This window comes from Kitasatospora sp. NPDC001261 (genome assembly GCF_042896795.1).
Lineage (GTDB): Bacteria > Actinomycetota > Actinomycetes > Streptomycetales > Streptomycetaceae > Kitasatospora.
Genome location: NZ_JBIAXP010000007.1, coordinates 249,736 through 262,815, shown reverse-complemented (window position 1 = coordinate 262,815; position 13,080 = coordinate 249,736). Strand labels below are relative to the sequence as shown.

The 13,080-nt window shown below is 73.5% G+C and carries 11 protein-coding genes; 4 read left to right on the top strand and 7 right to left on the bottom strand.

All coding sequences use genetic code 11. From position 1 onward, the window contains the following. Positions 1–21: 21 nt before the first annotated feature. On the bottom strand, positions 22–993 hold the full coding sequence (locus ACFY4B_RS12340; RefSeq protein ID WP_387967561.1) for an alpha/beta hydrolase: 972 nt from the start codon (positions 991–993) through the stop codon (positions 22–24). Between the two features lie 194 nt (positions 994–1,187). Beyond that, complete coding sequence (locus ACFY4B_RS12335) at positions 1,188–2,945, bottom strand: NB-ARC domain-containing protein (RefSeq protein ID WP_387967559.1); 1,758 nt, start codon at positions 2,943–2,945, stop codon at positions 1,188–1,190. Between the two features lie 96 nt (positions 2,946–3,041). Between ACFY4B_RS12335 and ACFY4B_RS12330 the strand changes: the two genes are divergently transcribed. Beyond that, positions 3,042–4,445 (top strand): selenium-binding protein SBP56-related protein, encoded by a 1,404-nt coding sequence (locus ACFY4B_RS12330; protein ID WP_049650674.1) that lies wholly within the window; start codon positions 3,042–3,044, stop codon positions 4,443–4,445. Between the two features lie 61 nt (positions 4,446–4,506). Here the strand turns inward: ACFY4B_RS12330 and ACFY4B_RS12325 are convergent, their stop codons facing one another. The 4 genes from ACFY4B_RS12325 to ACFY4B_RS12310 form a co-directional block, all read right to left on the bottom strand. Beyond that, a complete protein-coding gene (locus ACFY4B_RS12325; protein WP_049650687.1) occupies positions 4,507–5,742 on the bottom strand; it encodes a globin domain-containing protein in 1,236 nt (411 codons plus the stop codon). A 283-nt stretch (positions 5,743–6,025) separates the two neighbouring features. After that, positions 6,026–6,556 carry a DUF6114 domain-containing protein gene (locus ACFY4B_RS12320; RefSeq protein ID WP_241852985.1) on the bottom strand — a complete coding sequence of 177 codons (531 nt, stop codon included), beginning with the start codon at positions 6,554–6,556 and terminating at the stop codon, positions 6,026–6,028. A gap of 2 nt (positions 6,557–6,558) precedes the next feature. Further along, entirely contained in the window at positions 6,559–7,215 is a 657-nt protein-coding gene (locus ACFY4B_RS12315) for a DUF6230 family protein (RefSeq protein WP_049650672.1), read from the bottom strand. Between the two features lie 186 nt (positions 7,216–7,401). After that, positions 7,402–8,130 carry a TetR/AcrR family transcriptional regulator gene (locus ACFY4B_RS12310; protein ID WP_387967556.1) on the bottom strand — a complete coding sequence of 243 codons (729 nt, stop codon included), beginning with the start codon at positions 8,128–8,130 and terminating at the stop codon, positions 7,402–7,404. 601 nt (positions 8,131–8,731) lie between these two features. On the opposite strand from ACFY4B_RS12310, the gene ACFY4B_RS12305 reads away from it, so the two are divergent. The 3 genes from ACFY4B_RS12305 (at position 8,732) to ACFY4B_RS12295 (ending at position 11,945) form a co-directional block, all read left to right on the top strand. Continuing rightward, positions 8,732–9,400 (top strand): hypothetical protein, encoded by a 669-nt coding sequence (locus ACFY4B_RS12305; RefSeq protein WP_049650670.1) that lies wholly within the window; start codon positions 8,732–8,734, stop codon positions 9,398–9,400. 194 nt (positions 9,401–9,594) lie between these two features. Beyond that, positions 9,595–10,476 carry an AAA family ATPase gene (locus tag ACFY4B_RS12300; protein WP_387967554.1) on the top strand — a complete coding sequence of 294 codons (882 nt, stop codon included), beginning with the start codon at positions 9,595–9,597 and terminating at the stop codon, positions 10,474–10,476. Continuing rightward, the gene (locus ACFY4B_RS12295; RefSeq protein ID WP_387967552.1) at positions 10,473–11,945 is read left to right on the top strand and encodes a VWA domain-containing protein; all 1,473 of its coding nucleotides are present in this window, start codon (positions 10,473–10,475) and stop codon (positions 11,943–11,945) included. Before ACFY4B_RS12300 ends, ACFY4B_RS12295 begins: the two co-directional genes overlap by 4 nt. 43 nt (positions 11,946–11,988) lie before the next feature. Here ACFY4B_RS12295 and ACFY4B_RS12290 read toward each other — a convergent pair whose 3' ends face one another. Continuing rightward, complete coding sequence (locus tag ACFY4B_RS12290; RefSeq protein WP_380739456.1) at positions 11,989–12,957, bottom strand: alpha/beta fold hydrolase; 969 nt, start codon at positions 12,955–12,957, stop codon at positions 11,989–11,991. Between the last annotated feature and the right edge of the window lie 123 nt (positions 12,958–13,080).

The following is a 13,080-nucleotide window of genomic DNA, read 5'->3' as shown; positions in this document are numbered from 1 at the left end:
CCCGCGAATCGTGCTCGGAGGTCACGCGTGCTCTCCGACGGGCTCGACGTCGAGGTACGCGGCGAGCCAGTGGTCCAGCTCGGCGAACACCTCGGTGCGCGCGGCCTCCCCGGAGAGCACCAGGTCGTGCATACCGCCCTTGATCCGCACGATGGTGACGTGCCGGCCCAGCCGCGGCCCCTGCGCGGCGATGTCGTCGGCGCGCAGCACGGCGTCGGCGTGGTGCAGCGCGCTGTGCCACTTGGTGGTGGAGATGGAGCGGGTCGAGGCCATCAGCAGCACCGGCACGTCGATGCCCAGTCCCCGGTGCAGCCGCCGGTGGCCCTGGTGGATCGCGGACAGCCAGCCCGCGTACAGCGGGAAGCTCTCGGGGCGCTTGAGGGTGAGGTCGAAGTCCCACTCGCCCTGGTGGTCCTTGTGCAGGCTGTGGGTGTAGTGCGGGTTGAGCGCGGACGGCAGGACGCGGGTCGGCGCCAGCCGCCCGAGCGCCGTGACGGCGGGGCCGCCGAGGGTGCGGACGGCGGGCCCGGCCGGCATCGACAGGAACGGCGAGTTGAGGAACAGCCCGTCCACCAGGCCGCGCCCGGCGCGCCGGGCGGCCCACAGCGCGCCGATCAGCCCGCCGGTGGAGTGCCCGTTCAGCAGCAGCTGCCGGTGCCCGTCCACCTCGCGGATGATCCGGACCGCCTCGTCGATCTCCTCGTCGTACTCGGCAAGGTCGCGGACGAAGTTCGGCGACTGGTGCGGGCGCAGGGAGCGGCCGTACTTGCGCAGGTCGAGGGCGTAGAAGGAGAAGCCGAGCGCGGCGTAGTGGTCGGCGAGGTTGGTCTGGAAGAAGTAGTCGTTGTACCCGTGGATGTAGAGCACGGCGCGCTCCGCCCCGGGCGCCGGACGCCGGACGAGGGTCGCGCACACCGGCCCCTCGTCGTCCGGCCGCAGCGTCAGCTCGGCGGCCTCGTAGGGGGCACCCAGGATGTCTTCACGGAACTCCATCTGCTCGCCGCACCCGTCCTCTGTATCTGTCTGCCCGTATCGGCAGGTGACCGCCCGTTCCACCCCCGACCATACCGGCCGGTAGCCGCGCGGCGCTCGGCGGTGGGTCGTCATGTGCGGATCCGCGCTGCGGCACCACGGGTGTCGTCGGGAGCCCGTGGCCACCGGGCGTCCGCTCGCTTCACGCCGAGTGCTCAAAAGGTGCCTTGGGCATGTTCCTGGGTCTGGGATGCCTCGTCGTTCCGGTCCTGTACCCGGAGAGCCGATCCCGTGCTTCCCCAGGCCACGGCCGGGCAGAGCCGGTCGTCGCACTCCTCGCAGAGCACGCGGGCGCGTTCGAGGAACTCAAGTGCTTCATCGAGGCAACCCATGACCCTCAGCCGCTCGCCGAGGTTGAGCAGCGCGATCGTCTCACCCACCCGGTCATGACAGCTGCGCGCGATGGCAAGGGCACGTCGATGGGCTTCCACCGCCTCCTCGGAACGGCTCGCGAGGCTGAGCGAAATCCCGTAGTTGTTCCAGACGTCCGCTTCGACGTCGCTGGTACCCATGGAGTCGGCAGCCCTCAGTGCCGCCTCCGTGACGGCGATCGCCATGTCGGCCCTGCCGCTGTAAATCAGCCCGGGCACCACTACGGGCGACAGGCGCGCGACCCCTCGGTGGATTCCGACGTGTGCCAAGCTCAGGGTCAGGACCACCATGTTCGCGCGCTCGCAGTCCAGCCAGGCCAGCGCGGCAGCCCGTTCCGGGAAGAGGCCGGCGTCCGAGCACTCGGGCGGTGACGCGGCCCGCCGGTTGGCGGCATGGGCGGTCATCACGTAGTACTCCACCAACCGGCTCAACCGCCGTGCTCCCAGCTCCGGGTCCTTCCCCAGCTGTTCCAGGGCGTAGTCGCGGACCAGGTCGTGCAGGTACCAGCGGCCGCCGCACGCCGCCTGTTCGATCAGGGCGCTGCCGGCGAGCCGGGCGAGCCGGGAGCGGACCTCGCGGGGCTTGGTGCCGGTCAGCGCGGCGACGGCCTCGGTCGAGATGTCGGGGCCGGGGTTGAGGACGAGGAGGCGGAAGAGCTCCGCCTGCGGCTCGGTGAGGCGCCGGTGCGAGCGATCGAGCACGATGCGCATGCCGACCTCACCGTCGTCCAGGAGGTCGAGCCGGGCGGCGCGGTCGGCGAGGTCCTCGGCGAGCTCGTCCGGGCACAGGTGCGGGTCCAGGACGAGGTGGGCGGCGGCGAGCCGCAGAGCGAGCGGGAGGTGGCTGCACAGCTTCGCGATCCGCCCGGCGGCCGCCGGGTCGGCCGTGATCCGCTCGTCGTCCGGGTGGGCGGCCCGGACGGCGGTGTCGAGGAGGGTGACGGCCGCCTCGGCGTCGAGGACGCCGAGGCGGTGGAGGCGGGCGCCGAGGCCGGGGAGGGTTTCGCGGGAGGTGACCAGGAGGCGGTGGCGGGTGGCGGGCGGTGGCTGGAGGGGGCGGACCTGGTCGGCGGCGGAGGCGTTGTCGGCGATGACCAGGACGCCGCCGCCATGCTGCTCCAGTCGGGCGCGGTAGAGAGTGGCGCGGCTCTCCCGGTCGGGCGGGATGTGTTCGGCGGGGACGCCGAGGGCCCGGAGCAGGGTGTCGAGGGCCTGTCCGGCCTCGACCGGGGTCTCGTCGTAGCCGCGGAGGTCGACGAAGAGGGCGGCGGAGTAGTGGCCCTCGCCGAGCAGCGCGTGGCCGGCGGCGAGCGCGAGGGTGGTCTTGCCGATGCCGCCGAGGCCGGTGACCGTCACCGTCGACGGGCCGTCCGGGGCCAGCAGGGCGCGGAGTTCGGCGAGGTCCTGGTCGCGTCCGGTGAGGGCGGAGGTGACCGGCGGCAGCCCCGCGATCGTGGGCGGGCGCGCGGTGACCGTGACGTGCGCCGTGTCCGCCTGGACGACCGGGGCGTGGAAGGTCCCCCCGCGAATGCTGTTGTGCACCCCGTGAGCGTAGTCGCCCGCCCCTCGTGCGCCTGCTGTGCGCCGGTGGTTCTGTGGAACGCTTCCGGGACAGACCAGGCGAGTTGGGGAGTTTGCATGCAGCACGGGCACACCGATCCGTCGCTCTACCGTTCGGCCGCCGAGGCGATCGCCGCCCCGCCGGAGAGGCTGGCGTACGTGGCCGGGTTCGACCGGTCGGGGCGGCGGCCGGACGCGTTGCTGAGCGTCGACACCGATCCGGACTCGGCGAGCTACGGGAAGGTCCTGAACTTCGCCGAACTCCCCACGCTCGGCGACGAGTTGCACCACTTCGGCTGGAACGCCTGCTCCAGCGCCCTCGCCCACGCGTGCCACGAGAACCCGGAGCGGCGCTACCTGCTGCTGCCGGGGCTGCGCTCCTCCCGGCTGCACGTCATGGACACCTACCCCGACCCGGTCCGCCCGCGGCTGGTCAAGACGGTGGAGGCGAAGGAGCTCGCCGCCAAGGCGGGCTACTCGCGCCCGCACACCCTGCACTGCGGCCCCGACGGCGTCTTCCTGTCCTGCCTGGGCGGCGCCGAGGGCAACGACGGCCCGGGCGGGGTGGCGCTGCTCGACCACACCACCTTCGAGGTGCTGCGCGCCTGGGAGACCGAGCGCGGGCCGCAGCACTTCGCCTACGACGTCTGGTGGCACCTGGGCACCAACGTGGGCATCACCAGCGAGTGGGGCACCCCGTCGATGGTCGAGGGCGGGGTGGTGCCGGAGCTCCTGCTCGGGCGCAAGTACGGCCACGCGCTGCACTTCTGGGAGCTGGACTCCGGCCGCCACCTCCAGCGGGTGGACCTCGGCGACCAGTACCAGATGGTGCTGGAGCTGCGCCCGGCGCACGACCCGCAGGCGGAGTGGGGGTTCGCCGGGGTGGTCACCAACGTCGAGGACCTGTCCTCCTCGGTCTGGCTCTGGTACCGGGACGGGCCGGCGTTCACCGCGCGCAAGGTGATCGAGATCCCCGCCGAGCCGGCCGCGGCCGAGGACCTGCCGCCCGCGCTGCGGCCGTTCGGCGCGGTGCCGCCGCTGGTCACCGACATCAACCTGTCGGTGGACGACCGCTGGCTGTACGTGTCGGCCTGGGGCACCGGCGAGCTGTTCCAGTACGACGTCTCGGACCCGTTCCACCCCCGGCTGGCCGGCTCGGTGCGGCTCGGCGGGATCACCGCCCGCACCCCGCACCCGGCCGAGCCCGGCCGTCCGCTGAGCGGGGCGCCGCAGATGGTGGAGATCAGCCGGGACGGCCGGCGGGTCTACCTCACCAACTCGCTCTACGGCGCCTGGGACGACCAGTTCTACCCGGACGGCATCGAGCCCTGGATGGTCAAGCTGGACGCCGACCCGGAGGCCGGCGGGCTGAGCGTCGACGAGCGCTTCTTCCCGCACGGCGCCGACTTCCGGGGCCTGCGCGTCCACCAGACCCACCTGGCGGGCGGCGACGCCTCCTCCGACTCCTACTGCTTCCGCTGAGCGGTCCTCACCAGCTGAGCCGACCCGACCGGACGGGCGGGCGTCACCGGTCAGGCGGGCGTCACCGGAACAGCGCCTGGTCGAACCGCACCTGCGCCGACGGCAGCCCCGCCGCCGTCAGCCGGGTGCGGACGGAGCCGACCATGCCGGCCGGCCCGGTGACGCAGGCCAGGTGCTCGCGCCAGTCCCCGGCCGTCGCGACGGCGTCGGCGAGTTCGCCGACGGTGACCGGGGTGACGGTCAACCACGGCTTGTGCAGGCCGAGTTCGGACAGCGACTGCCAGTCGTAGAGGTCCCGGCGGTCCCGGGCGCCGACGAACAGGTGGACCCGGCGGCCGGTCGGCCGGTGGGCGGTCTGCTGCTCGATGATCGCCTTCATCGGGGCGAGGCCGGTGCCGCCCGCGACCAGCAGCAGGTCGCGGGCGTCGCCGTCGGGCAGCAGGCTGCCGCGCGGCGGGCCGAGGCGCAGCCGGTCGCCGATGCCGGTGTGCTCGACCAGGGCGGCGCTGACCCCGCCGGGGGCGGTGCGGCGGACGTGGAACTCCAGCTCGTTGTCGGCGCGCGGGGCGCAGCCCATCGAGTACTGCCGCCAGGTGTGCGGCAGCGCCGGGTGTTCGACGGTGCCGTACTGCCCGGCCCGGTACGGGTACGGTTCGCCGGTGCGCACCCGCAGCACGGCGAGGTCGGGGCGGCGGCGCTCGTGGCCGGTCACCACGGCGTGCCAGTACGGGGGTTCGGTGAGCGCGGAGTCGGCGCCGGCCACCATCGCGCCGACGGCGAAGCGCAGCATCCGCACCCAGGCGCCCTCCAGCTCCTCCGTCCAGCGCTCGCCGGCCCGGTGCCGGACGGCCGCGCACAGGGCCTCCTCGAAGGCCTCGTAGTGCACCGGACGGACGCCCAGTTTCCGGTGGTCGCGGCCGAGTTGGCGGAGCGTCTGCTCCAGTTCGGCCGGGCGGTCGAGGTGGTCGATCAGATGGTGGAAGATCCGTTCCAGGTGGAGCTGCTGGAACTCCATCGAGGCGGGGAAGAGCGGTCGCAGGTACGGGCGGTGGCTGAACATCACCGCGTAGAGGTGGTCGATCAGGTCCGCGAGCGGGGAGATCAGGTCGAGGTCGCGCCGGATGACGTGCTGGTCCGCGGCGCCGTCGTAGCCGCCCTCCTCCCCGTACGCGTTGCACCCGAGGTCGCCGCCGGCCGAGGTGGACGGGGCGAGGAGTTGGCGTCGCAGGCGCATCGCGTGATGGCGGGCGATCAGGCGGTCGTACTCGGCGGTGGCGGTGGCGGTGCCAGTGCTCATGCTGCTGCTGTTGTCCATGTCCCGCCCAGTGAACTGCCGGGCCGCCGGACACGAGAAGGGCCGATCGCCCCGGAGAGACCCGGGACCAACGACCCCTTGCGGTGGTACGTCCGGACCGGGACGCTTTTCGGCCACCGCGCGCACGGACCCCCACCGCGCGCACGCACCCCCACCGCGCACGGGCCCCATCGCGCGCACGCACCCCCGGAACGGGCGGGCAGGACGGAAGGGTGCCCCGCGCCCCGGTGCTCTCCTACCACCAGGACCCGGGGCACCGCCGTCGTCAGACTCCTGCCCGGCGCGCCTCCCGGCGCTCCAGCCGCCGCTGCCGGCCCTGGCGCAGCGGCTGGTCGGGCAGCCACCCGAAGGTGAGACAGGCACCGACCACCCCGAGCAGCATCCCGATCACGAAGCCGCCCAGGTTGGAGGTGACCCAGCTGGCCAGCGAGGCCAGCACGGCGAGGATGGAGTAGAACAGCCGCTGCGCCGGGTTGAACAGGATCAGCAGGCCGCACAGCAGCATCACCGCGGGCACCAGGTACCCGGCCAGCCCCTGCATCCCGATGTGCAGGATGACGGGCAGCGGAGCCTTCAGGGTGAACAGGACCTCGGCGCCGCCGAGTGTCACCAGCAGCCCGCCCCAGAACGGTCGCCGGCCCCGCCAGTCGCGTGTGACCGGGCGTGCGGCGGGCTCGGCGACGGGGGCCGCCACGGCCTGGGCGGGCGCGGCCGCCGTCCCCTCGGCGGCCACCCCCTCGGCCCGTGCCGCGGTGCCCTCGCCGGTGCCGGCCGGCTCCGGTACGGACTCCGCCATGCTCAGCAGCCCGTGGAGCTGAAGCTCAGCCGCAGGTTCGGCAGTTTGAACCCGACGGCGGTGCTCGCGTAGTTGTGCTGGTTCAGGTGAGTCAGCGTGACGTGGTCGGCCTGCTGGCCGAACACGCCGGGGTTGCCCTTGCCGACCGGGCCGGCCTTGGTGTACGTGCTGGCGTCGCCGCCGATCTCGATGTTCTTGAACTCCGCGTCGCCGGACAGCATGTCGGAGTCGGTGGTGAGGTCGGAGGCGGTGACGGGGGTGCCGCCGTCGCCCGCGTGGATCACCAGGTTGATGCCGCCGAGGTCGACGCTCTGGCACAGGTTGGTGATCTCGGCCTTCTTGATCGCCGACACCGCGACCAGCACCTGGCCGCCGGTGGAGCCCGCGTTGGGGCTGTCGGGGATCATCGAGTCCAGCGAGCCGAACTGGGCGAAGCCCTCGCCGTCCAGCTTGTCGGCGGTGATGGTGAACGGCATGCCGGAGATGGAGAACTGGGCGGCGAGCACGCCCTGGGCGGTGAGCGCCATCAGGACGCCACCGGCCGCGATGGCCGGTACGGCCATCAGGGCGCTGCGCTTCAGCCGGACCCGTCCTCTTCTCGGCCCGCTCGGCGTCTGCGGGGTCTCGGCCGCCGTGGCGGCGTCCTCGGACATGGCCATGTGTGTGCTCCCTGTGGGTGGAATGGGTGTGCAGGCACTTGGCACGTTGTCCTGGCGCGGACAGCGTTCCCCGGCCCGACCGGGCTGTCCGCCCCTCGGCAGCGGGGCGGACCGGTCGGCGCCGGTAGGTAACTGGGAAGCTACTGCCCGGTATTGGCCGGGTCAATACAGGTGCACGAAGGATCTTCACCAATCCGCGACCCGCTTCGGCCAGTCCCGCACCCCCAGCCGCTCGGCCGCTTCCGCCGGGCCGAGGAAGGGCGACAGGCAGAACAGGCTCAACAGCGGCAGGAGCTCCAGTAGTTGTTCGGTCCGGCCGGAGTCGATCCGCCGGTAGATCGCGCTGTAGACGCCGCCGACCACGGCGTCCACCATCTCCTTCGACCCGACCCCGCCCGGAAGTTGGGGCACATCGGCGAAGAACGAGCGGAACCTGGTCAGCAGTTGGTCCCGCTCCCGTCGGCCGGCCGGACCGACCGCCTCGATCTCGATCACCGCCATCGTGGCGAACGCCGGTGTCCCCGCCAGCAGTTGCAGCATCGCGCCGAGCGCCTTCCGGATGCCCCGGCACCAGTCGGATTCGGCCGCGAAGGCGGCCGCCATCCGCCGGATCACCACACCGGTGCCGTGCCGGTGCGCGGCCAGGAAGGCGTCCTCCTTGCCGTTGAACAGCTCGTAGAAGACCGGCCTGGTCACGCCCGCCGCGCGGCAGATGTCGCTGATCGTCGCGTGCTGGTAGCCGCGCTCGGCGACGGTCCGCACCAGCCCGTCCAGGAGTCGATCGCGCTGGGTCGCGGCGACCACTCCGGCGGGCAGCCGGCGCGGGCCCGGCTTGATCGAGCGGGCCGGATCGCGGCCGGTCCGGGCACCCGGCAGCAGGACCACGTCGGCTCCGCGGAGGTGTTTCCGATCCATCACCAACTCCTGTGTCCTGTATTGACATTGATGGAACACCGGGTTTACAACACTGACAGGTTTCCAACCGGCGGGCCAGCAGGCGCCCACCGGCCGGACCTCCGGGGGCTCCGCGGACCGGGGCGAAAGCCCGGGCCACGGGACCACGGCGGGGACGGGACCGCGACGGTGGCAGTCGTCGAGGGCCCCGACGGCACCGCACGTCCCCGACCGAACGGCGCGGTGCCGCGGTGTTCCACGCCGCCGTCCGTACGCAAGGCCACACGCAAGGCCGCACCGCAGCTCCACCGCACCGCCGTACCACCGCACCGCCGTACCACCGCAGTTCCACCGCACCGCCGTACGCCCACCCTCGCGTACGTCCGCACCGCCGTACCGCACGGGCGGGCCCGTGGCGCCGGGCCCGCCCGCCCTCGGCATGGGCCGAGGGCATCCGGTGTGAAGACCGGAGCGCGGCCCGGAGAGCGACCCGGGGAACGGTACGACGTCTCCGGTGCGAAGCCTCCGGCACCCGCCACGCCCCTCCCCCGTCGTGCACACCACCACACCCGCACGCCGGGTTTCCCCCACCCCCGTCCACCGGACGGAGAGAGGTACCCTCATGCGCATCAGCCGCACCCTCGCCACCGCCGCCCTGGCCGCACTCGCCCTCACCGGCGCGGCCGTGACCCCCGCCCAGGCCGCCGGCGCGGTCCTGACCACCGGAAGTCCGAGCGGCCCGGACGTCGCCGTCGGCGACGTGCTGACCGCCAACCTGGTCTCCGGCACCACCGCGAACTTCAACAACAGCGCCACCGGGTCGACCGGCGTCAAGTGTGCCGCCTCCTCCTTCTCGGCGACCGTCACCGCCAACCCCGCCGCGCCGGGCAGCGCCGTCGAGCGGCTCGACACCCAGACCTTCGGCTCCTGCACCTCCAACGTCATCGGTGTCACCGGCGTCAAGAGCGTCACGGTCACCAGCCTGCCGTTCACCAACACGGTCAGTGACGCCCCTGGCAACCCGGTCAAGCTCACCCCCGGCGCGGCCGGCGTGATGGGCACCACCGTGGTGCTCAACACCATCCTGGGCAGCATCAGCTGCAACTACCAGAACAGCACCGGGATCAACGGCACCACCTCGAACACCGGCAACACCATCGGTTTCGCCGGCCAGCCGTTCGCCCTGGTGTCCGGGCCGAGCCTGTGCTTCTCGACGGGCTACTTCAGCGCCACCTACGGCCCGGTGCTCGACAGCTCCGTCGCCGGCAGCCCGGCGCTCTTCGTCAACTGACGCCGGGGCCCCCACGGCCCGTCCTGACGACGGCGGCGTACGGCACCCTCACCGGGCCGTACGCCGCTGCGCCGGACCCGTCCCCGAACCGGAACGCCCGCCCCCGACCCCGGACGCCCGTCCCCGAGACAGCGAAGTGACCGGCCGGTAGGGTGGCGCCGCACGGAGACGGCGAACCGGAACGGGGCAGGCGGATGAGCGACGACGGCGGGCACGGCACGGGCTTCTTCACCTCGGTGGCGGACGCCGCCGAGCGGTTGGCCGCCACCGGCTACCTGGCCTCCACCTCCGTGGCCACCACCGTCTTCCTCGCCGACCGGCTCGGCAAGCCGCTGCTGGTCGAGGGCCCGGCCGGGGTCGGCAAGACCGAACTCGCCAAGGCGGTGGCCGCGATCGGCCGCGCCCGGCTGGTCCGGCTCCAGTGCTACGAGGGCATCGACGAGGCCCGCGCGCTCTACGAGTGGAACCACGCCAAGCAGCTGCTGCGGATCACCGCCGGCCGCGACGAGGGCTGGCAGGAGGCCCGCACCGACATCTTCGGCGAGGAGTTCCTGCTCGCCCGCCCGCTGCTCACCGCGATCCGCGGCGAGGAGCCGACCGTGCTGCTGATCGACGAGATGGACAAGGCCGACGTCGAGGTGGAGGCGCTGCTGCTGGAGGTGCTCAGCGACTTCCAGGTCACCGTCCCCGAGCTGGGCACCATCACCGCCGAGCGCCGCCCCTTCGTGCTGCTCACCTCGAACGCCACCCGCGAGCTCTCCGAGGCGCTGCGCCGCCGCTGCCTCTTCCTCCACCTCGACTACCCCGAGGCCGAGTTGGAGCGCCGCATCGTCCGGCTCAAGGTGCCCGGACTGGACGAGACGCTGGCCGAGTCGCTGGTCCGGGTGGTCGGCGCGCTGCGCGCGATGGAGCTGCGCAAGGCCCCGTCCGTCGCCGAGACCATCGACTGGGCCCGCACCCTGCTGGCGCTCGGCGCCGCCACCCTGGACGAGACGGTCGTCCGGGACACCCTCGGCGTGATCCTCAAGCACCAGGACGACGTCCGCAAGGCCGCCCAGAAGCTCACCCTCGCATGACGACGCCCTGGGAGGCCGACACCGCCGCCCGCCTCACCGGCCTGGTCCGCGCCCTACGCGGGCACGGCCTGCGGATCGGCCCGGCCGAGACGGTGGACGCCGCCGCCGTCCTGGACGTCCTCGGCTTCGCCGACCGCGAGCAGATGCGGGCCGGCCTGGCCGCCGCCCTGCTCCGCTCGGAAGCCCAACGGACCGTCTACGACGCCGCCTTCGACCTGTTCTTCCCGCTCGGCGTCGGCACCCCGGAGGCCGTCCGGGCCGACCCGCCGCCCGTCCCCGACGACCCCGAACCGCCGCGCTTCGGCCGCCCCGACCCGCTGCGCGAGCAGCTGCGCGAGCGCCTCGCCGCCGCGCTGGCCGCCGACGACCGCGCCGCCCAGGCCCGGCTGGCCGGCGAGCTGATCGAGGCCTTCGGCCGGTACGGCACCGGAGGCTCCCCCGGCAGCGGCGGCTCCCCCGGCTCCGGCGGCTGGTCCGCCCAGCAGGCGCTCGGCCGGCTCGCCCCCGAGACGCTGCTCGCCCGCGTCCTCGCCGCCCTGCGCGAACGGCCCGGCGCCCGGGACCCCGCCGACCGGGGCCCCGCCGACCGGGACCTCTCCGACCGGGTACTCGCCGACGAGATCCGCCGCCGCATCCGGGACTTCCGCGCGATGGCCGCCGGCGAGGCCCGCCGCCGGGTCGCCGAGCTGCGCGGCCCCGAGCGGATCGCCGAACGCGCCGTCGCCCCCACCGCCGACCGGGTCGACTTCCTCTACGCCGGCCGCGACCAGCTCGCCGAACTGCGCCGCACCGTCCACCCGTTGGCCCGCAAGCTGGCCACCCGGCTGGCCGCCCGGCGCCGGCGCGCCGCCCGCGGCGAGATCGACCTGCGCCGCACCCTGCGCCGCTCGCTGGGCACCGGCGGGGTGCCGCTGCGCCCCGCGTACCGGCGGCGCCGCCCGGCCCGCCCGGAGCTGGTGCTGCTGTGCGACGTCTCCGGCTCGGTGGCGGGCTTCGCCGACTTCACCATGCTGCTGGTGCAGGCGATGGGCGAACAGTTCAGCAAGGTCCGGGTGTTCGCCTTCGTCAACCGCACCGCCGAGGTGACCGGCCTGCTGCGCGGCGGCGACGACCCGGCACGCCTGGCCGCCCGGATCCTCACCGAGGCCGAGGTCACGGGCTACCACGGCAACAGCGACTACGGCTCCGCACTCGGGGAGTTCGCCGAACGGCACCTGGACGCCGTCGGCCCGCGCACCTGCGTCCTGGTCCTCGGCGACGCCAGGAACAACCACCGCGACCCCAACCCGGACGCGCTGCGCCGGATCGCCGCCCGGGCCCGCCGGGTGTTCTGGCTCAACCCCGAGCAGCCCTCGCTCTGGCCGACCGGCGACTCCGCCGCCCTCGTCTACGCGGGCGTGGTGGAGATGCACTCCTGCCGCAACGCCCGCCGCCTCGGCGAGCTGATCGCCCGCCTCCTGCCGGTCTGACACCGGGCGCGGCCCCCGAGGCCGCGCCCGGTGCCCCGGCCGGCTACTTGTCCAGGTGCGCCAGGAAGTCCAGCAGCGCCTCGGTGACCTCGGCCGGGCGCTCCTGCTGCGTCCAGTGGCCGGTGTCCGGCAGCCGGACGTGCCGGTGCAGCCGGGGCGTCAGGTGCGTCAGCAGGTACTGGACCGCCTCCGGCGCGATCATCGCGTTCACCAGGTCCCGCTCACCGACCACGAACAGCGCGGGCACGTCGATCCGCTGGCCGACGAACGCCGTCATCAGCTCGCTGTTCCGGTCGATGTTGCGGTACCAGTTGAGGCCCCCGGTGAAGGCGTTCTCGCCGTGCCGGGCGTAGTCGGCGGCGAACACGTCGAGGTCCTCGTCGGTGAGCCAGTCCGGCAGGCTCTCCGGCTCCGGGACGGTGTCCAGCAGCTTCTTTCCCTCGGGGACGATCCACGGTCGCGGCTCGCCGTCGGGCTGGATGCCGCAGAGGATGCGGCGCAGGCTGGACTTGACGTCGGCCGCCAGCTCGGCGTCGGCCCGGCCCGGCTCCTGGAAGTAGATCTGGTAGAAGCCCTCGCCGAAGTTCTCCCGGGCCGCGGACAGGGTGCCGGGCCCGGCCGGCAGCGGCGGCACGCTCAGCCCGGCCACCCCGCGCACCAGGTCCGGCCGCAGCGCCGCGGCGGCCCAGGCCACCGGCGCGCCCCAGTCGTGCCCGACCACGACGGCCTTCTCCTCGCCGAGCGCGGCGATCAGCGCCGTCACGTCGCCGACCAGGTGCAGCAGGGTGTAGGCGTCGATCCGCTCGGGCTGCTCGCTGCGGGCGTACCCGCGCTGGTCCGGCGCGACGACCCGGTAGCCGGCCTCGGCGAGCGGCGCGAACTGGTGGCGCCAGGAGTACCAGCTCTCCGGGAAGCCGTGCAGCAGCAGGACCAGCGGCCCCTCGCCCTGCTCCGCGTAGTGCAGCCGTACGCCGTTCACCACGACCTCGCCGTGCTTGATCGCGTCGTTCAACTCGCAACTCCCCATCCGGTGACAACATCCGGTGACAACATCCGGTGACAACATCCGTTCACTCCCGACCCTGCCCAGTCGGCCGCCCCCGGAACCCCGGCCGTCGAACGCGGCCGAGGCCGC